Source organism: Shewanella sp. VK101, from assembly GCF_056497865.1.
In genome coordinates, this window is the sequence record NZ_CM151402.1 from 87,779 (window position 1) to 107,445 (window position 19,667).

At 52.9% G+C, this 19,667-nt stretch carries 19 protein-coding genes, 1 tRNA gene and 1 pseudogene; 8 read left to right on the forward strand and 13 right to left on the reverse strand.

From position 1 onward, the window contains the following. Positions 1-7 precede the first annotated feature (7 nt). From ACSHSR_RS00390 to ACSHSR_RS00400, 3 genes are read right to left on the reverse strand one after another with little or no spacing between them, the layout of a single operon-like run. On the reverse strand, positions 8-991 hold the full coding sequence (locus ACSHSR_RS00390) for a COX15/CtaA family protein (protein WP_412496980.1): 984 nt from the start codon (positions 989-991) through the stop codon (positions 8-10). Then, the gene (locus ACSHSR_RS00395) at positions 991-1,533 is read right to left on the reverse strand and encodes a thioredoxin domain-containing protein (RefSeq protein ID WP_054745309.1); all 543 of its coding nucleotides are present in this window, start codon (positions 1,531-1,533) and stop codon (positions 991-993) included. Before ACSHSR_RS00395 ends, ACSHSR_RS00390 begins: the two co-directional genes overlap by 1 nt. Before the next feature lie 51 nt (positions 1,534-1,584). Next, positions 1,585-2,331: an SURF1 family protein gene (locus tag ACSHSR_RS00400; protein ID WP_107006021.1), complete on the reverse strand. Its 747-nt coding sequence runs from the start codon at positions 2,329-2,331 to the stop codon at positions 1,585-1,587. On the opposite strand from ACSHSR_RS00400, the gene ACSHSR_RS00405 reads away from it, so the two are divergent. Then, entirely contained in the window at positions 2,303-2,521 is a 219-nt protein-coding gene (locus ACSHSR_RS00405; RefSeq protein WP_025010819.1) for a DUF2909 family protein, read from the forward strand. The two genes, ACSHSR_RS00400 and ACSHSR_RS00405, sit on opposite strands and share 29 nt — an antisense overlap. Here ACSHSR_RS00405 and ACSHSR_RS00410 read toward each other — a convergent pair. The 6 genes and pseudogenes from ACSHSR_RS00410 to lexA form a co-directional block, all read right to left on the reverse strand. Beyond that, positions 2,518-3,393 (reverse strand): cytochrome c oxidase subunit 3, encoded by an 876-nt coding sequence (locus ACSHSR_RS00410; RefSeq protein WP_025888193.1) that lies wholly within the window; start codon positions 3,391-3,393, stop codon positions 2,518-2,520. The two genes, ACSHSR_RS00405 and ACSHSR_RS00410, sit on opposite strands and share 4 nt — an antisense overlap. Then, positions 3,390-3,953 (reverse strand): cytochrome c oxidase assembly protein, encoded by a 564-nt coding sequence (locus ACSHSR_RS00415; RefSeq protein WP_479631158.1) that lies wholly within the window; start codon positions 3,951-3,953, stop codon positions 3,390-3,392. The genes ACSHSR_RS00410 and ACSHSR_RS00415 overlap by 4 nt, the downstream gene beginning before the upstream one ends. 1 nt (position 3,954) lies before the next feature. Then, the gene (gene ctaD, locus ACSHSR_RS00420; protein ID WP_025010816.1) at positions 3,955-5,565 is read right to left on the reverse strand and encodes a cytochrome c oxidase subunit I; all 1,611 of its coding nucleotides are present in this window, start codon (positions 5,563-5,565) and stop codon (positions 3,955-3,957) included. A gap of 18 nt (positions 5,566-5,583) precedes the next feature. Further along, positions 5,584-6,705: pseudogene (gene coxB / locus ACSHSR_RS00425) on the reverse strand (cytochrome c oxidase subunit II); the annotation flags it as partial. A gap of 468 nt (positions 6,706-7,173) precedes the next feature. Beyond that, on the reverse strand, positions 7,174-7,665 hold the full coding sequence (locus tag ACSHSR_RS00430) for a cell division inhibitor SulA (RefSeq protein ID WP_037475197.1): 492 nt from the start codon (positions 7,663-7,665) through the stop codon (positions 7,174-7,176). Continuing rightward, entirely contained in the window at positions 7,662-8,282 is a 621-nt protein-coding gene (lexA, locus tag ACSHSR_RS00435; RefSeq protein ID WP_025010814.1) for a transcriptional repressor LexA, read from the reverse strand. Before lexA ends, ACSHSR_RS00430 begins: the two co-directional genes overlap by 4 nt. 266 nt (positions 8,283-8,548) lie before the next feature. On the opposite strand from lexA, the gene plsB reads away from it, so the two are divergent. From plsB to ACSHSR_RS00465, 6 genes are all read left to right on the forward strand, one after another. Next, entirely contained in the window at positions 8,549-10,975 is a 2,427-nt protein-coding gene (plsB, locus tag ACSHSR_RS00440) for a glycerol-3-phosphate 1-O-acyltransferase PlsB (protein WP_479631159.1), read from the forward strand. Next, positions 10,975-12,222: a tryptophan permease gene (gene mtr, locus ACSHSR_RS00445; protein WP_028780849.1), complete on the forward strand. Its 1,248-nt coding sequence runs from the start codon at positions 10,975-10,977 to the stop codon at positions 12,220-12,222. The genes plsB and mtr overlap by 1 nt, the downstream gene beginning before the upstream one ends. Positions 12,223-12,320: 98 nt before the next feature. Then, positions 12,321-12,394, forward strand: a tRNA-Gly gene (locus tag ACSHSR_RS00450). 166 nt (positions 12,395-12,560) lie between these two features. Continuing rightward, positions 12,561-14,633 carry a TonB-dependent siderophore receptor gene (locus ACSHSR_RS00455; RefSeq protein ID WP_115389561.1) on the forward strand — a complete coding sequence of 691 codons (2,073 nt, stop codon included), beginning with the start codon at positions 12,561-12,563 and terminating at the stop codon, positions 14,631-14,633. Positions 14,634-14,648: 15 nt separating this feature from the next. Next, positions 14,649-15,725, forward strand: a complete 1,077-nt coding sequence (locus ACSHSR_RS00460; protein WP_115389562.1) for a PepSY-associated TM helix domain-containing protein — start codon at positions 14,649-14,651, stop codon at positions 15,723-15,725. A gap of 391 nt (positions 15,726-16,116) precedes the next feature. Next, positions 16,117-16,914 (forward strand): VOC family protein, encoded by a 798-nt coding sequence (locus ACSHSR_RS00465; protein ID WP_479631160.1) that lies wholly within the window; start codon positions 16,117-16,119, stop codon positions 16,912-16,914. 4 nt (positions 16,915-16,918) lie between these two features. On the opposite strand, the gene ACSHSR_RS00470 is transcribed toward ACSHSR_RS00465, so the two are convergent. Further along, complete coding sequence (locus tag ACSHSR_RS00470; RefSeq protein WP_479631161.1) at positions 16,919-17,893, reverse strand: ribonuclease T2 family protein; 975 nt, start codon at positions 17,891-17,893, stop codon at positions 16,919-16,921. Between the two features lie 256 nt (positions 17,894-18,149). Between ACSHSR_RS00470 and ACSHSR_RS00475 the strand changes: the two genes are divergently transcribed. Beyond that, on the forward strand, positions 18,150-18,419 hold the full coding sequence (locus ACSHSR_RS00475) for a hypothetical protein (RefSeq protein ID WP_479631162.1): 270 nt from the start codon (positions 18,150-18,152) through the stop codon (positions 18,417-18,419). Between the two features lie 39 nt (positions 18,420-18,458). Here the strand turns inward: ACSHSR_RS00475 and ACSHSR_RS00480 are convergent, their stop codons facing one another. From ACSHSR_RS00480 to greB, 3 genes are all read right to left on the reverse strand, one after another. Next, a complete protein-coding gene (locus tag ACSHSR_RS00480) occupies positions 18,459-18,689 on the reverse strand; it encodes a TM2 domain-containing protein (RefSeq protein WP_025010807.1) in 231 nt (76 codons plus the stop codon). 9 nt (positions 18,690-18,698) lie between these two features. After that, positions 18,699-19,004 carry an NINE protein gene (locus ACSHSR_RS00485; protein ID WP_025888205.1) on the reverse strand — a complete coding sequence of 102 codons (306 nt, stop codon included), beginning with the start codon at positions 19,002-19,004 and terminating at the stop codon, positions 18,699-18,701. Between the two features lie 129 nt (positions 19,005-19,133). Next, on the reverse strand, positions 19,134-19,628 hold the full coding sequence (gene greB / locus ACSHSR_RS00490; RefSeq protein ID WP_028780854.1) for a transcription elongation factor GreB: 495 nt from the start codon (positions 19,626-19,628) through the stop codon (positions 19,134-19,136). Between the last annotated feature and the right edge of the window lie 39 nt (positions 19,629-19,667).

Below are 19,667 nucleotides of genomic sequence, written 5' to 3' on the forward strand. Positions count from 1 at the left end.
TCCCTCTTCAGGCTTTACGCCAAAGCGCATAGTTGATGAATACCAAAGTCAGCAGCAGCAGGGCTGCGCCGCCGTTATGGGCAACCGCCACCGGCAGCGGCAGATGCAGCAATACGTTGGCCAGGCCCAATGACAGCTGTAATCCCAGCACTAAGGTGAGTCCCAGAGCCGAGCGTTTCAGCATGCTCGAGTCGGCTCTGCGCCAGAGCATGAATGCCAGGGTAAGTACCACTATCGCGGTCAGCAGGGCACCTATTCGGTGGGCAATATGTATGGTCATCCGGGTGTGATAATCCAATACGCCGAACTCAAAGCTGGGATGCTGACCCTGAAAAGGAGAGAAGGCATCTGCCAGACGTAGGTTGCTGCTCCAGTCACCTTCGCAGATAGGCAACTCTGTGCAGGCCAGGGCGGCGTAGTTGGAGGAGGTCCAGCCGCCAAGCATAATTTGCAGTACCACCATGGCCAGCGCCACCATGGCCAAAGGCGCCAAGGTGCGGGCTTTGGGATCGCCATCCGGGATTTGCAGCGGCCGGAGCCTGAGATACAGCAGCAGCAACAGCGAAAACAGGGTGAATCCCCCGAGCAGGTGAGACATGACCACGACGGGCATCAGTTTCATGGTCACAGTCCACATTCCCAGCAGCGCTTGAAATACGATCAGGGCAGCGATCAGTCCCGGCAGCGTCTTCGGGGTTGCGCTGCCACGCCAACTCTGGATCAAAATAAGTAATACCAGAATCCCCAGCGAGCCGGCCACATATCTGTGGATCATCTCCAGCCAGGCTTTCTTGGGTTCTATTTCTTGTCCCGGAAAGTGGCGTTCGACATGAGCCAATTCATGGGCCTGAGAAGGCACCTTGATATGGCCATAGCAACCGGGCCAGTCGGGGCAGCCAAGGCCGGCATCCGACAGCCGGGTGTAGGCGCCCAACAGGATGACCGTCAGAGTGCAGATGAGGGTCATCTTCAGTAGCAAGTTCAGTTTCATCAGCCCACCCTCGAGAGTTTCAACAGCTTGCGCAGGTCGCTGACCAAGGCCTTGCCCTGTAGGAGTTGGCTCTGGTGATCCACTACCCCCGGATAGGCCAACACCCAAGCGCCCAGAGGGTCGACTATCACCAACATCTGCTGCTGCAATGGATTCTCGGCGGTCAGAGGTTTATCCAGAGTGACTCGATGAAAGTCGTTGTTTAGCGGAGCTTCCGTGTCGCTTTCCCGGTTAACGAAAATCAGGGTGTCGACCCTGTCCATCTCGGCGCCCAGCGCCGTATGGCTCTGCTGCAATATGTAGAGTCGTTCCTGGCATAGTTCATCGCAGTTGGACGGTATCAGGTATAGGACTTGCCAACGGCCGGGAAGCGGGTTGTCGAGTCCAAGTTGCTGATAACCCAGATTAGTCGGCAGCAACTGGCCCTTATTGGTGGCCCCACCTTGATATAGCTCGAAGCTCAGTACCAGTTTTGCCAGTATCACAGGCAGGGCAAAGGCCAGCAGTAGTATCAAGAGTGGTCTTTGGGTTCGGGAGTTCATCCTGGCTCCTCTTGCTGTAATTGGGCGTTCTGAATTCAGCTCGCCCTATGGTTAGTGTCGATTCAGTTTCCAGCGCCACCAGACAAGCAGTAACAACAGGGCTGCAGCCATGGAAAACCACTGCAGGGCATAACCCAAGTGTTTTTCAGCCGGCATGGGCAATGGCTGCCAGGGTCTTGGCAAGTCCACACCTTCCAGCTGAACCGGCTGCAACACGGCCGGAATCAGTTTGTGCCCAAGCAAGTGTTCGAGCTGCGGCCAGTTGAGATTCTGTATTCGCTTGGGCCAACCGGCTTCGGCCAAGAGCTCCTGGCTCAGTGGGTTACTGCCCTTTTGCCACAATCGGCCTTCGAGGGTGAGGCGTGGCGGTAATGGCAATATCTCTGGCAGTTCACTGCGTTTTTCTGGAGCTGGGATAAACCCCAGCTCCAGCAATAACCAGGGTTGCTCCGGCTCAACTTGCAGAGGTTGCAGCAACAGGTAGCCCACTCGTCCTTGGTACACCTGGTTGTCCAGCAGCAATTGCTTACCGCTCAATACATTGGCACTCAGCTGCAGTTTCTGCCCTGTGAGCCGGCTGCCAGGGTCTTGCCTCAGCAGAGCTGAAAAACTGCTTGGCCCCGCATCTGCTTTGGCAGCAATCTCCTGAGCCAATAGTTGCTTTTCTTCAGCGCGCTGCAGTTGCCAGAATCCCAGCTTGACCATGAGTAGAAACAGCCCCAAAGTAAATAACAGTGCAAGGTAACGCCCCCAAGGGATGGGAGAGTGAATGTCAGTCAGTTTTTTCTTTAAAGTCATATTGGTACTGCTACTGCTGTTCATCATTTTCAACCTTGGTCGCGCCCTGTGGATCATGGTGCGCGGCGATTCATCTGTTCCCATGAGCCGTTTTCTTGGCCGCCGGGTGTTGTTTTCGGCGCTGGTGGTTCTTTTGTTGCTGCTGGCATTGGCGCTGGGGATTATTTCCCCTAATCCCCGGCCTTACTAAAGCACATACACAAAAACAAACAGGCATAGCCAAACCACATCGACAAAGTGCCAATACCAGCTGCCGGCCTGAAAGGCAAAGTGACGCTCAGCGCTGAAGTGCCCCTTTAAAACCCTGAAAAACAGCACCAACAGGAATAGCGTGCCCAGAGTCACATGCATACCGTGGAAACCTGTCAGCAGGAAGAAGGTGTTGCCATAGACACCGGACTGCAGCGTCAGCCCCAGCTCAGTGTAGGCATGGACATATTCCTCTCCCTGCAAGATTAGAAAGGCCAGTCCCAGCAAGATGGTGAGTCCAAGCCAGAGGGTTAAGGCGGTGCGTTTGCCTTTCTCTAACCCCAGGTGGGCAAAGTGCAGGGTAATAGAGGAGGTGAGCAGAATAATGGTGTTGAAAAGAGGTAAACCATTCCAACCCATGGCTTGGGTTTCAGTGCCGTCCGGGGTTTTCAGTAAGGGCCAGCCTGCGCTGAATCCAGGCCAGAGCACTTCGTTGGTCATGGCATTGTTGGATGCGCCACCCAACCAAGGCACGGCCACCATACGGGCATAGAAGAGGGCGCCGAAAAAGGCCGCAAAGAACATCACCTCAGAGAAGATGAACCAACTCATTCCCTGACGAAATGACCTGTCCATCTGTGGCGAATAGAGACCACTCATGGATTCATGGATCACGTTTCTGAACCAGCCAATCAGCATGAACAGAATGACGGCAATTCCTGCCAGCAGTACGTAACTGCCGTGGCCACCGTCAGACTTGAGCTGGGATACATAAGTACCGGCACCATAGGCGATAAGGAAAAGCCCCAATGCGCCGACAATCGGCCAGGCGCTTTGAGCCGGAACATAATAGTGTTCATGTTTACTGGTCATTTCGCTGCTCCTTGCTCCAGGGCATCGGATATCTGTCTATCCGTGATGTCATAGAGGGTGTAAGAGAGGGTCAGAGTGCTGATGGAGTCCGGCAGGTCCGGATCCACGTAAAACACCAGCGGCAGCTCGGCACTGGCATCGGCAGCCAGCGGCTGCTGATTGAAACAGAAACACTCGGTTTTATTGAAGTAGGCGGCGCCTTGTCCCGGTGAAACGGAAGGGATCGCCTGACCTATCTTGTATTGGTGTGACAGGTTGCGGGCCAGAAAGCGGGTATGGGTCAACTGGCCGGGATGCACCTTGATACTGGTCACTTCCGGCTTGAACTCCCAAGGCATTCCCTTGGTCACCTGAGAGATAAACTCCACAGTGACCAAGCGGCTGTTATCCACTTGGGCAATATAAGTAGCGGCGCTGGTGTTGGTCTTGCCATTGATCCCCAACTGCTGACAAAGCACATCATAGAGCGGCACCAGGGCAAAGCCGAAGCCGAACATGGCTACGGCGCCAAGTAGCAGCAGGCGTACCAGTTTACGGTTGTCGGGGCGGGAGTCTGTCATATCACTTAATCTCCGGCGGAGTGCTGAAGGTGTGATAAGGCGCCGGACTTGGGAGTGTCCACTCAAGCCCCTGGGCTCCTTCCCAAGGTTTGGCCGGAGCCTGGGCGCCACCACGAATACACTTGATCACCAGTACCAGAAATATCAGCTGTGACAGGCCAAAGGCAAAACCGCCAATGGAGACAATCTGATTGACATCGGCAAACTGCACCGAGTAGTCGGGGATGCGTCTGGGCATACCGGCCAGCCCGAGGAAATGCATCGGGAAGAACAACACATTGACCGAAATGACCGAGCACCAGAAATGCCACTTGGCCAAGGTCTCGCTGTACATATGCCCGGTCCACTTGGGTAGCCAGTAATAGGCGGCGGCCATGATGGAGAAGATGGCGCCGGTGACCAGCACATAATGAAAATGGGCAACCACAAAGTAAGTGTCATGGTATTGGAAGTCGGCTGGGGTGATTGCCAACATCAGGCCGGAGAAGCCGCCTATGGTGAAGAGAATAATAAAGGCACAAGCGAACATCATAGGGGCTTCAAAGCTGATGGATCCCCGCCACATGGTGGCAACCCAGTTGAATACCTTGACCCCGGTTGGCACGGCAATCAGCATGGTGCAGTACATAAAGAAGAGTTCGGCAAAGACAGGCATACCTGTGGTGAACATGTGATGTGCCCACACCAGGAAGGAGAGGATCGCGATGCTGGCGGTGGCGTAGACCATTGAGGCGTAGCCAAACAAAGGCTTGCGACTGAATGCCGGAATGATGGCCGAGATGATGCCGAATGACGGCAATATCATTATGTACACCTCGGGGTGGCCGAAGAACCAGAAAATATGCTGGAACATCACAGGATCTCCGCCGCCGGCGGCATCGAAGAAGCTGGTGCCGAAGAATTTGTCTGTGAGTACCATGGTCACAGCCCCGGCTAATACAGGCATAACGGCTATCAGAAGGAAGGCGGTGATAAGCCAGGTCCAGACGAACAGGGGTAGCTTCATCCAGTTCATGCCAGGTGCGCGCAGATTCACTATGGTGACTATCACGTTGATAGCCCCCATAATTGAGCTTATCCCCATGATATGTATTGAAAAAACAAACAAGGCTGTACTGTCGGCGCTATAAGTTGTCGACAATGGGGCATAGAAGGTCCAGCCAAAATTGGGGCCGCCACCTTCCATAAACAATGAGCTAAGCAGGATCAGGAAGGCGAAGGGCAAAATCCAGAAGCTCCAGTTGTTCATCCGCGGCAGCGCCATATCCGGCGCACCTATCATCATGGGGATCAACCAGTTGGCCAGACCGGTAAAGGCCGGCATCACGGCGCCAAAAACCATGATAAGGCCATGAACTGTGGTCATTTGGTTAAAGAAGTTGGGTTCGACCAGTTGCAATCCGGGCTGGAATAGCTCAGCACGGATCACCATGGCCATGGCGCCCCCTATCAGGAACATGATGAAGCTGAACCAGAGATAGAGTGTGCCTATGTCTTTATGGTTGGTGGTCAGCAACCAGCGCATGATCCCCTTGGGGGCGTGATGATGCTGGTGTTCCTGTTCAGCGATTTCCTGAACGCCGGCTTCGGCATCTTGACTGAATGAGTTCATCTTCTCCCCCTACTGCCCGTGGTTATTGACATCGGCGGCTTGCACTGTGTCGCCTGTATTATTGCCCCAGGCATTACGCTCATAGGTCACCACAGCAGCCAGTTCCTTGGCGGTTATCTGTTTGCCGAAGGCCTGCATGGCGGTGCCTGTCTTGCCATGGATCACTATGTCCAGATGGGCAGCGATTGGGCCTATGGCAATAGCACTGCCCTTGAGCGCCGGGAACACCCCTTGAAGTCCGGCGCCGTTGGGCTGATGACAGGCGGCGCAACGCGCCATATAGATCTGTTCGCCAAGCGCCATGGCCTCATCATGGCTCATGGTCTCACTGAGGGCCGCCTGAGCTTCTTCGGCGGCCGTAGCCGCGGCTTGTTTCTGTTCCGCCATCCAGGCGTCAAACTCATCTTCTGCCAGTACCTTCACCACAATCGGCATAAAGCCGTGGTCTTTACCGCAAAGCTCGGCACATTGGCCGCGGTAGATCCCCGGTTTGTCCACCCGGGTCCAGGCTTCGTTAATAAAACCGGGATTGGCGTCTTTTTTGACGGCAAAGGCGGGCACCCACCAGGAGTGGATCACATCATCTGAGGTCATCAGGAATCGGACTTTGCGATTGATGGGCAATACCAAAGGCTTGTCGACTTCAAGTAAGTAGTGCTCGCCCTTGGCTTCCTGGCCTTCTATCTGGGATCTCGGCGTTGCCAATATGCTGAAGAAGTCGATGTCTTCGCCGAAATAGCTGTAGTGCCATTTCCATTGCGAGCCGGTGATCTTGACCGTCAGGTCGGCATCACTGGGATCTTCCATGGCAATCAGCGTTTTGGTTGCGGGGATTGCCATCAGGATCAGGATTAAAAAGGGGATAAGCGTCCAGGCAATTTCTACCTTGGTACTTTCATGGAATTGGGACGAGACTGCCCCTTTGGACTTCCTATGGTTGATCATGGCGTAGATCATCACGCCGAATACGACCAAACCTATGGCGCAACAGATATAAAGAATGATCATGTGCAGGTGATACACCTTGCCACTGATCTCAGTTACCCCTTGAGTCATATTCAAGGGCATATCTGCCTGAGCGCCTGGAGACAACAAGCTGACGCACAACAAGGTCAGCAAAACACACAGCCATTGCTTCACAAGACATCTCCTCTGTCAATTGCATTCGCAACTACAAAGAAGAGTCACACAGTAAGTCTTTGCTCTATGCAAACTCTTCAGTTCCCAAAAAAGCAACGATGACTTCAAAGTGCGGCGGCGGTTTCACTTAGCTCTAGGTATACAGGTGGTGACCACTGTTGCACTTACCGCTGAATATACTCAGCATTTCCGGCGACGGCACCACTCGCTATGAATCGAAATGGGGCGGTCAACCTACGACGAATTGCATGGAGATAACACAATCGTTGTTCTTACATTACTTGTAGATTAAATATTGATCAAGATCACGATGTTTTCTAACTATATGAAAAAAAAGCGTCTGTTAATCCAGAGGTGAATTCTGTGTGAGTAGCAGAGCTGCGCGGTTTGCCGCCGATTGACAGGGGAAGGCATTGCACCAAAAAGGCACAGAAAAAAGGCCATCCCAGGGATGGCCTTTAAACACAATCAATGGATGGAGTGGGTAAGTTCGTTGAGGTGGTTATCCACCTCTTTCGCCTGCTGTCCCGTTTCCAACACTATGCCCATGGCTCTGGCGTTACGGGCGACCAGCTGCAATCGGCGGTTATCACGGGCATCCAGGCTGTCTATCCAACTGATCACTGCACTGGAGGTGCCGTTGGTCAGGGCTCTTTCCGTTGCCCACAAGGCTTCTACTTCATCCTTGGTGCGCACCAAGAGTACTCTATCCATTCTGACACCGGCCCTTGCTAAGGTTTCTTTGTAACCTATGCTGGCCGGGGCGTTAATCAAGACTATCCAGCGTCCCTGTTGACTCAATTGCGCCAATTGAGGGCAGAGGCGCAATAATTCCTGACGTCCCTGGCTATGGCTGGCCAAGCTGGAGATACCGGTATGTTGCCAAGGCTGATTGCCGGCAATACCGGTGTCTGTCCACAGGCCTGGGTGTCTTGGGGCGTTGCCAGTCATTATGCTCATAGCCAGTCTCCATTGCGTATTATCCCTACCGCCAGTCCTTCAATGGTCAATGGCTGGAAAGTCAGGTCGACTTTTATTGGGGAGTAAGCCTCGTTCTCGGCATGTAGATAAACCACATTACCTTTCTTTTCAAAGCGTTTCACAGTTACATCGTCTTCAACCCTGGCCACCACGACTTGACCGTTACGGGCTTCCTGTACCTTGTGAACCGCCAGGAGATCACCTTCGAGAATACCTATGTTCTTCATGCTGTCGCCGCGTACCCGTAGCAGAAAGTCGGCATTGGGGTGGAACATGCCAGGGTCGACCTGGTAATACTGCTCAACGTGTTCCTGAGCCAGTATGGGTTCACCGGCGGCAACCTGACCAATCAGGGGCAAGCCTGTTTCTGACTCCGCTTGTTCATCATGAGGCAGGCGAATACCACGAGAGGTGCCTGGCATGATCTCAATACAGCCTTTCTTGGCCAATGCCTTGAGGTGTTCCTCGGCGGCATTGGCGCTCTTGAAGCCCAGCCGGGTGGCAATTTCGGCCCGGGTTGGCGGCATGCCGGTGTCGGCTATATTGCGTTTAATCAGTTCCAGAATCTGTGCCTGGCGCGGTGTCAGTGGTCTCATGGTGATTCCTGTTTTTTCATACAGTACCTGTTAGTATATACAGTATTTTTATCAGTGCAAGTATTAACCAAAACTGAAACTTTTAGGGAGTGGCTAAGTAAGCCATTCGGTGCTTTGGTTTTAACGGCTTGGCCCATGCAGCATGGGGAGTTCAAGGCATTGGCCAGAGGAACTGCCGGGGCCGGTTCGCACCTTCCCTAGCTAAGGTTCAGGAAATTCTGGTATTCTATTGGGCTATTGATTGTGGCTCAGACACTGAAAAAAACATGTCCAAACAAGATTCATTCTGGTTTAAATCTCTTCGCTGGCTCCAAAGCAAGCTGGTGCATACCACTGTGGTGCCTCAGGATCCTTTCGCCGATTTGAACCTGGATCCGGCTAAGCCGATGGCCTATGTAATGAAGACGGAATCTGTCAGTGATATTGCGGCATTGGCGGAAGTCACCCGTAAGTTTGGTTTGCCTTGTCCTTATGAGGCACTCAAGGTTGATGATATTACCGTTCCCCGAGTCGTCTGCCTGGAAGGAGCCAAGCCCCTATTCGGCAAGCGCAAGAGCAACAAGCCATTTCTCAGCTGTTTCACTTCTCTGCTGAACCTGCATCAGGCCAATCCACAACTGGATATTCAATTGGTGCCAGTGAGCCTCTATTGGGGCCGCACTCCGGGTAAGGAAGATGACAGCATGCGTGCCGCCGTATTTGAGCGGGAAAATCCCACTTGGCTGCGCAAGTTTCTGATGATCCTGTTTCTGGGGCGCGACAACTTTGTGCAGTTTTCCAATGCCGTGTCGTTGCGGCTGATGGCCGATGAACATGGGACCGACAAGGCTATTGCCCATAAGTTGTCACGGGTGGCCAGGGTACATTTCCGCCGGCAACGCAAGGTGATGACTGGGCCCGTGCTGCCCAACCGTCAGGCTCTGTTCAATGAGTTGCTGCGTTCGGAAACGCTGAAAAAGGCGATTAAAGAAGAGGCCGCTGCCAAGAAGATCCCCGAGGCTAGAGCCAGGGAGATGGCGGAAGAATACCTCGATGAGATTGCTGCCCACTATTCCGACAGCCTGGTGCGTATTGCCGAGCGGATCCTCACCTGGTTGTGGAACAAGCTCTACAAGGGGATCAACATCAAGGGCGCCGAGCAGATACGCCAGCTGCACCACGATGGGCATGAGATAGTTTATGTGCCTTGCCACCGCAGTCATATGGATTACCTGCTGCTCTCCTATATTCTCTATTTTCAGGGTATGGTTCCGCCCCATATAGCCGCCGGTATCAACTTGAACTTCTGGCCCGCCGGGCCCATGTTCCGCCGCGGTGGTGCTTTCTTCATCCGCCGCAGCTTCAACGGTAACAAGCTTTATACCGCTGTGTTCCGCGAGTATCTGGATCAGCTGTTTGCCAAAGGCTATTCGGTCGAATACTTCACCGAAGGTGGCCGCTCTCGTACCGGGCGGCTGTTGTCACCCAAGACAGGGATGCTGGCGATGACAGTCAACTCTGTGCTGCGGGGCATTGAACGGCCGGTGACTCTGGTGCCCGTGTACCTGGGCTACGACCATGTCATGGAAGTGGCCACTTACCACAAAGAACTCAGCGGCAAGAAAAAGCAGAAAGAATCTGTTTGGCAGGTGGTTGGCGCCTTGCGTAAGCTGGGCAATTTCGGTCAGGGGTATGTGAACTTTGGTGAGCCTGTGACGCTGCAAAACTTCCTCAGTGAAGCGGCGCCCAACTGGCGCGAAGAAGTGGCGGCCGATCCCGAGCAGAAACCCAGCTGGCTGACCCCGGCGGTTAATACTCTGGCCAATAGGGTGATGACTCATATCAACGATGCCGCCGCTGCCAGCGCCGTGACTCTTACCAGCCTGGTACTCTTGTCATCAGAGCAGAATGCGCTGGAGCGAAGCCAGTTGGAACGTCAGTTGGACTTGTATCTGGATCTGCTCAAGGAAGTGCCATATACCCAGTACACTTCTGTAGCTGAGGGCGACGGTAAGCAGTTGCTGCAACAAGGTCTGGAGCTGAATAAGTTCACGGTTCAGGAAGATGAACTGGGCGATATCATCTCAATCGACGAGTCGATTGCGGTAACCATGACTTACTATCGCAACAACATCATTCACCTGTTTATGGTGCCTTCTTTGCTGGCCAGCTGCCTGGTGCGCCTGGAGCAGTGCTGCCGCGCTCAGATGCAGGCGGTGCTTGAGGATTTCTACCCTCTGCTGCAGGCCGAGCTGTTTATGGGTAAGGCCGATGTCAGTGCCTATGCCGATCAGCTGCTGGATCGTTTCATTGCCAAAGGTTTGGTCGCCGAAGAAGCCAATGGTTTCCGGGTGCTGGAAGCCGGGATAAATCCGCTGGCGCTGCTGGCTGAAACTATGAGCGAAACCCTGCAGCGCTACGCCATCATCCTTAATTTGCTGGCCGCTCACCCAGGTATTGAGCGTGGCGATTTGGAGCGCGAAAGCCATAAATTGGCCAGTCGTCTGGGCGCGCTGCATGGGATTACGGCCCCCGAGTTTTACGACAAGAAACTCTACGGCATCTTGAGTATCAAGCTCAAAGAGCTGGGGTATCTCACCAAGGAAGATACCCGCCATGATATAGAACGAACCCGGGATTATGCCAACCAGTTGTTGCGTCCACAGGTCAAGCAAACCATAGTCGACAGCGTCGCCGCCGAACAGGAGGCCTGATGGCCAATCATATGAATGCGGCGCCTGCCAAGGCGTCTTTGCTGGGCGGCGCCATGATCATCGCCGGGACCACGGTCGGTGCCGGGATGTTTTCCCTGCCGGTAGAAGGCGCCGGCATGTGGTTTGGCTATTCTGTGCTTATGCTGCTGGGGGTGTGGTTTTGCATGTTCATGTCCGGGCTGCTGCTGCTGGAAACCAACCTGCATTTTGAACCCGGTGCCAGCTTTGACACCCTCACCAAGGAGACCCTGGGGCAGTTTTGGCGGGTGCTTAACGGTGCTTCGATAACCTTCGTGCTCTATATTCTCACTTATGCCTATATCAGTGGCGGCGGCTCCATAGTCAATCATAGCCTGGAAGGTATGGATATCAGCCTGCCGCAGAGTTTTGCCGCCTTGGTGTTTGCCCTGGTGCTGGCGCTGGTTGTGCTTATCAGCACCAAGGCTGTGGATCGGATCACTACCATAATGCTGGGAGGGATGATCATCAGCTTCTTTCTGGCGATAGGCAATCTGTTGATCGGCGTTGATACCAGTAAGCTACTGCTACCTAATGGTGAGAGCAGCTATGGCTCATATCTGTGGGCGGCCATTCCTTTCGGCCTGGCTAGTTTTGGTTATCACGGTAATGTGCCGTCTCTGGTGAAATACTACGGCAAACAGCCGGGCACCATAATTAAGGCGATTTTTGTTGGTACCTTTATCGCCTTGGCTATCTACCTGTGTTGGCTGGTGGCAACCATGGGTAATATTTCCCGCGGTGAATTCGGCGCCATTATTGCCCAGGGCGGCAATATGGGGGTATTGGTCGGCGCCTTGTCCAAGGTGATGGATAACTCGCTGCTCAACACCATGCTCACCCTGTTTGCCAATCTGGCCGTGGCGTCTTCATTCCTTGGGGTAACCTTGGGTTTGTTTGACTATCTGGCAGATCTGTTTGGTTTTGACGACAGTCGCAGCGGCAGGGTCAAGACCGCCCTGGTGACTTTTCTGCCTCCGACTCTGCTAGGTATGCTGTTTCCAGATGGCTTCCTGGTAGCCATTGGCTTCGCTGCCTTGGCGGCCACGGTTTGGGCTGTAATAGTGCCGGCCTTGATGGCTTGGCGCTCAAGGCAACAGTTTGCCGATAACCCGGGTTTTCGCGTACCGGGTGGTACGCCTTTGATAGCGATAGTAGTGCTGTTTGGGGTGCTGACGGCCGCCTGCCATCTGTTGGCCATGGCCGGCATGTTACCCAAGTATTCCTGAAGTGAGGAGCGGCTCTCTTTTTCAAGGGAATGAGAGAGCCCCACCTTGACAAGACTATAAAAGTCAGTAATTTATACCGTCCACGCCGAGTATTTCGTGCGGGTGTAGTTCAATGGTAGAACGGCAGCTTCCCAAGCTGCATACGTGGGTTCGATTCCCATCACCCGCTCCAAAATCGCCCATCCTTCTTGTGATTACCTTTGTTACTTTTTGTATCTTTGTGAGCCTTTTGGCGACTTTACACTTAACTGACGTTTGTCCAATTAAAGTTAACGCAAATCGTTATCATTGGTGTTAGTATCGTGCGCTGATTCATTCAACCAAGGAAATCTCAATCCATGTCCAGATCCAGCTTACCGATACTCTCGGGGCTGACTGTGGCACTGATGTCGGCAAGTGCAGTGAGTGCAGAGGAAGCCGCCGATACCAGTATCGAAAGGATTATCGTGACCACAAAGGCCACCTCCCCATCCACTACCAAGGGTGATTTCAATCTGCTCAAGGCACCGCAGAATATTCAGATATTGTCGAAGAATTTCCTCGACGAGCAGGGCGCCGTGTTACTGCAGGATTCGCTTAAGAACGTTGCCGGGGTGCAACCTGGTGGTTATTACAAGGGATATGACTATTTCCGGATCCGCGGTTTCGATGCTTCGAAAGAGATCTATCTGGATGGTCTCAGGCTGAATGATAACGGCTTGGGGGCCAACGTCGAGCAATCCAACCTGGAAACCCTGGAAGTGATGAAGGGCCCGTCGTCCACCCTCTATGGTTCGGGAGCCATAGCCGGTATGGTGAACCTGGTCACCAAGAGGCCAACCGGTAGCGACTTTGGCAATCTGGATTTACGCCTTGGCAGCAACGACTATCGGGAAGTGAATGCCGATCTCAACCAAGTGTTGAATGAAGAAGGCAATATCTATGGCCGTTTGGGGCTGACCTATCGGGAAGGTGCCAATGAGACGGATTATGTCGATGGCCAGGATAGAGTCTTTATTGCACCATCCGTCACTTTCGAGCTGAGTGACAAAGCCATGTTGACCCTGTTGACCAGCTACACCAAGGACAGCAATCAACCCGGAATGCCACTACCTGCCCAGGGGACAGTGTTGCCATCCGAGCTTGGGCAACTGCCTTCAGAACTCTTCTACGGTAATATCAAAGATCCCGGCACCATAGAGGATGAAACCTACCGAATAGGCTATGAGTTTCGCTATCAACTGACGGATAACATCAGTTTTCGTCAGAACTTCAGGTATCAGGATGCCTCCAGCGACTGGAATAACCTCTATTATCCCAGCAGCTATGATGCAATCAGCGGTGACATGACACTGTACAAGTTCAGCTATCAAACCCAGTGGCAGACATGGGCGATAGACAGTGGCTTTAATGGCAGTTTCTATCTCGGGGATACAGAGCATACCTTTACCACAGGGTTGGATATTTTCCTGTCGGATCTCAAGACCCGCAGCGCCCTCGGCAGCCAGTACCCGGTGATCAATCTCTATAATCCGGATTACAGCGTATTCCCGGAGCAGGAACTCAATAACTTTGGCCCTGAATCAGAAGTGGAAAACCGTATCTTCGGCCTCTATTTCCAGGATCAAATCGACTGGGGTGACCACTGGAGCATGACGCTGGGGGCCAGGCTCGACAGATATAAGCAAGCATCTGTGGATGAATATGAGAATAAGCTCAGTCCACGAGCTGGGCTGAGTTACGCCTTCAACGACGATTGGGTTGCCTTCGCCAGCTACTCGGAAGCCTTCACGCCTCAGTCCTATGTCGATGCCAATGGCAAAGTGCTGGATCCGGAAGAGGGCAGTCAGTGGGAAGTTGGCCTCAAGGCCAAGGCGCTCGATGGCGATCTCAATGCTACCTTGTCACTCTATGATCTGACCAAGAAGAATATCGCCATCGCCAATGTGGACGCAGGTGGTAACTTTACCTATCTAGCTTCCGGAGAACTCAACAGTAAAGGGGCTGAACTGGACATGCAGTGGTTGGTCAGCGACTCGCTGCAGTTTATCGGTCATGCGGCTTATACCCATGCGGTGGACGCCGAATACGACAACTGGGTTGCCAATGTGCCCCGTTATGCCTTGGGCGGCTGGCTCAAATACAACATAGATGAGGGTGTGCTTTCCGGCATGAGTATGGCGGCCGGGGTGAATCACTACGGTAAGCAGCAGGGCAACGCCCAGTCGGTATTGAACAGTGGTGATGATTTCTTCCTGCCGGCTTACACTCTGGTGGATCTCAATCTGGGCTACAGCTGGGATGATTATGATCTCAAGTTCATCGTCACCAATCTGCTGGACGAAGATTACTATTCCGGCTCTGACAGCTTATTGCGGGTTATGCCTGGCGAGGGTCGCCAGTTCAAGCTCAGTCTGAGTGTTCACTGGTAAGGAAGTCCTGCTGTTATGCGTAGATTCCTGTGGAAATGGCATGGGCTGCTGGGGCTGATTGTCGCTATGCCGCTGTTTATCATAGCGCTCAGTGGCAGCCTATTGGTGTTCAAGGCCGAATTGGATGCCTGGCTTAGCCCTGAACAGGTGCTGGCCAGCGCCGATTCCCGGCTGGGCTTCGGACAACTGCTGAAGCATGCGGATCAGGCTCTGCCTGAGCATGAAATACTCGGTTGGGAGTTTGCCGCCAATGGGGAAGCCGATAGTCTCTATGTTGCCAAGATGGGCAGCTATGAGTGGCAAAAGCTGTGGTTGGATCCCGCCACGGGGCAACTGCTCAGCCCGCCCATGTCAATGACACATATGCTGACCGACTGGCTGCTTGAACTGCACTATACCTTGCTGCTGGATCATGCGGGATTACTCTTGTCGGCATTGGTGTCAGTGCTGCTGATCCTGCTTGGGCTCAGCGGCATAGTTCTGCATCGTCATTTTTGGCGTACTCTGTTTACCCTGAGGTTTGGCCGCGGCTTACGTCTGCTGCTCAGTGATGGCCACAAAATGTTGGGAATTCTCGGTGTGCCGGTTTTCCTTATCCTGGGGTTTACCGGAGCCTGGTGGAACATAGAGCACTTCATTGATGAAGAGTTCGGAGGCCACGACGACAGCCAGTTTGTGCTGACCAAGCGCTACTACAATGCAGAGCTGGATTTCGATGCCATACTGGCCGCCACCCAAGAAGCGTTGCCCGGGTTTGTCACTACCTATGTACGCTTACCCGACCCCAGTTATCCGGGGGTGCACTTCTTTGGTCACCAATATAACAAGGGGCCACTGCGCAGCCGTTTTGGTTCCATCATCAGTTTCGACGATCAGACCGGCAAGCTCAGCAGCAGTTTTGATGTCCGTACTGCCGGGACGCTATACCAGTTTGTCGATAGTTTCAGACCATTGCACTACGGCACTTTTGGTGGCCTGACAACCCGAATTCTTTGGTGTCTGTTGGGTTTCTTGCCCTGCTTGATGGCGCTGTCCGGTTTTTGGATGTGGCGCAGCCGGGTGCGGGGCCGTAAGCGAACAGCTTGCCGATAAGGCGTTACACCAAAAAGTCTCCCTTCGTTGGGAATAAATCCAAGCCCCCTTGGGATTTGTCTGATAGACCCCCAAGGGGGCTTTCTTTAGTATCGAGTCTGCAAAGTGGGCTTGGTCCATTACCCTTTTGCATCCTTTTTACGCACGAGATATCGAGTCTCATTGTTCCGCCGTAGTCTGTTAGTTGGCACACTGCGTCGCTCAGGGAGGAGTGACAGGGAGAAGCTTATGCCAACTAACAGACTACGGCTTTTTTTACATCTTGACGGCTTAACCCTTTCCTCTCGCCGAACACTTTCTATACAGCTTGGTATAATTTCTGTTAGCGTTTACCTTAAACGGAACCGACCTTGGTCAGCCTCCACAGCTTCACATTGAAAGGGAATCGGTAATGAAGATTACAGCATACAGACATGGTGAACCCTGCTGGGGCGAGTTGGGGACGCAGGACTGGAATAGTGCCAAGCACTTTTATTGTCGACTCTTTGGTTGGCAGGCCGAAGATATCCCCATGCCGGAAGGCGCCTATACCATGTTGCAGCAGGCCCATGAGGATATAGGTGCCATGTATCAATTGCCCGCCGAATTGCAGCAGCAGGGTGTTCCCAGCCACTGGGCGGTTTATTTCGCGGTGGAGGATATTAATGCGTGTATCGAAGCTGTCAGCTCCGCCGGAGGCCAGCTTCTGATGGGCCCTCATGAAGTTGGCAGCGCAGGTAAAATGGCCCTGTTTACTGACCCGGAAGGGGCCCATTTTTCGGTTTGGCAAGGTGTCGAACATCCTGGTGCCGGACGTAAATGGGAAGCCAATACTCTGTGCTGGGTAGAGCTCGCCTGTCGGCAATCCGAACTGGCCAAAACTTTTTATCCCAAGGTGTTCGACTGGCAGATGCGCCGCAGCGAGAACGCTGCCGACTTTGAATACACAGAATGGTTACTCAATGGCGAGAGTTGTGATGAAGGCATTGGCGGCATGCTGGAAATGACAGAGCAGTGGGGCGATGTGCCGCCCCACTGGATGATCTATTTCAGTGTTGATGATTGTGATGTGATGGCCAGTCGGGCGGCCGAACTGGGCGGCAAGGTTTGTGTGCCGCCAACAGATATTCCCAATGTGGGGCGCTTTGCGGTGATCAACGACCCACAGGGAGCTGTATTCAGCATTATTCGGCTGACAATGGCACTCTAATCTCTCAGTTGGCGGCATCGATGAGCATATAGTTGCCACAGTTGCCTGGGGCAATTCTGGGCGCCTGCTCCAGCTGCGCCTTCAGATTGCTGTTATCTATCTTGGCTGGAAGGCTGAGTTGAATTTCGGTCAGCATGCCCTGGTGGCATTTAAGACTCAGCTTGTGGTTGCTCTCTGGGCCGAAGCTCTGCTGAAACGCTTGTCTCAAAGAAGCGGTCGCTATTTTTGCGCCGATATTTTGCTGCAGCAGATTAAGCAAGGGCGTTGCCTGATTCACCTCTGTCGTTAGCCTGAGTGCCAATGAAAAATAAGCTTCGGCACTTTCATCCCGGCAGCTGCCGTGTTTCCACCATTCGTGCCGCTCCAGGCAGCTGCCATAGGCGTGACTGGGCATCACGCGCCCCAGGCGTTGGGATAAGGCTTCACTCAACTCAATGGCGGGATAATCGCAGAAGTTATCGGGCTTGTGTTTGACCTTGCCGCAATAGCCATAGCTGATACCGCAGGAACGCTTATTGGGCCATAAGCCATGCAAGCTGAAATGACTGGCATCGAAGCGATCGGCGCTCTGGCTGCGACATTCGGCCTTACTTGAACCTCTTGACTCGCAAAAGGCGTTTTGCCACGACAGAGCCAGCAGATGGCTATCGTATTTGTCGGCCAGGTTGCAGGCGTTTTTGGTTTGAGGTTCAGTAGGCAATGCGCCTGCTTGCAGTTGGCCACAATCGGCGGCAATCCAGCGCAGTGGTGATTGCACCGCCGAGGTCTTGACCCTGAACCAAGAGGGAGAGTCTTGGCCGAGGCGCTCAACTATCACCAGTCTCTGCCCTGGGCTGCTGTAAAGCTGCCCGGGGTTAGTGCCCTTGTTCTTCGATTGAAACAGCGGACAAGCCTTGTCTATCAGCAACTCACCGGAAAATGGTGCAGCCATTATGCCTACAGGCAACAGCCACAGCAGTAGTATCAGTAAGCGGGTCATAAGATTCCTCTTGGTTGAAACTGTCATCATGCGGATTTTAGTTTTGCCATGTGACACTTTGTATCCATGCCGGTTTGACGCGCAACTTATGTTAAGAAATGGATCTTTGGTTTTGGGGCCAAGATTCAGATAAAACGCGCCATAGCCGAAATAGTCGATGCTTTGGCAACGAATAAGCCGCGCCAATTTGTATCTTTGTCATTGTTGGTCAAATGAAATGTAATTGTTGCTTGTCGATTAATTGTGTAGTTTGGCAATGACAGCAGAATTTTACAGGAAAAAGTTAATGAAAGGATGTATTCCCGCAGCGGTTATGGTGCTTTGTCTGGGAGCTTGCAGCAGTACTAATGAAACGCAGCAGGCTCAAGCAGATGTGGAGCGCAGTGATGGTTATCGCTGTGAAAAAGTCACAGTGACGGGTTCAAGAATGCCGATCAGAAGATGTACCACCCAGGCACAAAGGGAGCAAGAACGCCAGGAAGCGGAAGAGATGCTAAGTAAGGGAAGAGTGCTTTCGCAGGAGTGAGTATGGATGCCAGTGGCTTGCACCACTGGCATTCAGGGATCAGGCTGACTTGATCAGTCGGCCTTCGGAGTCACGGAAACTACCGATGGCGATACGAACGAAGTCGATCAGAGTCCAGATACCCAGGCCACCCAGAGTCACCAACATCAGCAGACCGGTGCCGATTTTGCCGGTGTAAAAACGGTGTACGCCGAAGCCACCCAGGAAGAAGCACAGCAGCAGAGTAGGAACGAAACCCTTGTCGCTCAGTTGCTCATTTTCGATTGTCATTGTTTGTCCTTAAGTTAACTTTTGTCCCGGGTAAGTGATCAGCTTACCCTGCCCATCTTTGTAGCTTCCCACCAGTAACATAAAAGTGACTATCACAGTGTGGATAATATCGACTGCAAGCACCGCTATTCCAGTGAATACCAACGTAGGTTCGTCGGTTGAAATGAGCGTAATACCTACTATTGCCAGACCGAGATCGAACAGGCCATGGAGTATACGGCCACAGTAAAAGTGATGTATGCCCAAGATGCCGAAAATGCCTGAAAGACACACGGCTACGCCATAACTCTTATCGGATTTGCTGAGAGTCTGCACTTCCTTGTTCCTTTGTTGAAAGCTGAATAATCTGGCCCGGCAGGCATCTCCCTGCACATCTTCGAGCCAAACAGGTGGAGTCTACCCTTTTCAAGGGATTTTTATCAATAACAAAATGTTAAATTGAGATTATTCTGACGTTTCTGTTTCAAACGCTTGGTATTGGATCACATTGATGTACCACTCTTTGACCCCTGATGGCGTTTGCACTTGAACTTCATCGTCAACCTGTTTACCTATGAGGGCCCTGGCCATAGGGGAATCTATAGTGATATAGCCTTTCTTGGTGTCTATCTCGTCCTTGCCGACAATCCGGTAGCGCACCACTGTGCCCTGGTCATTTTCCAGTTCGACCCACGCGCCGAAGAACACCTTTCCTTCCTGCTGCGGTGAGTAGTCAACAATCTTCAACTCTTCCAAGCGTTTCACCAGATAGCGGATTCGGCGATCTATCTGCCGCAACAAGCGTTTGTTGTAGGTGTAATCTGCGTTTTCGGAGCGATCGCCCTGGGCCGCGGCCTCTTGCACTTTTAGGGTGATCTCGGGGCGGTATTCCTTCCACAGGTATTTGAGTTCTTTATCCAGGGCTTCCCAGCCCTTACGGGTAATCAAATGGGCTTTCATCGATTTATTCGGTCAACTGCTGATGGCGCCAGGCGCCGA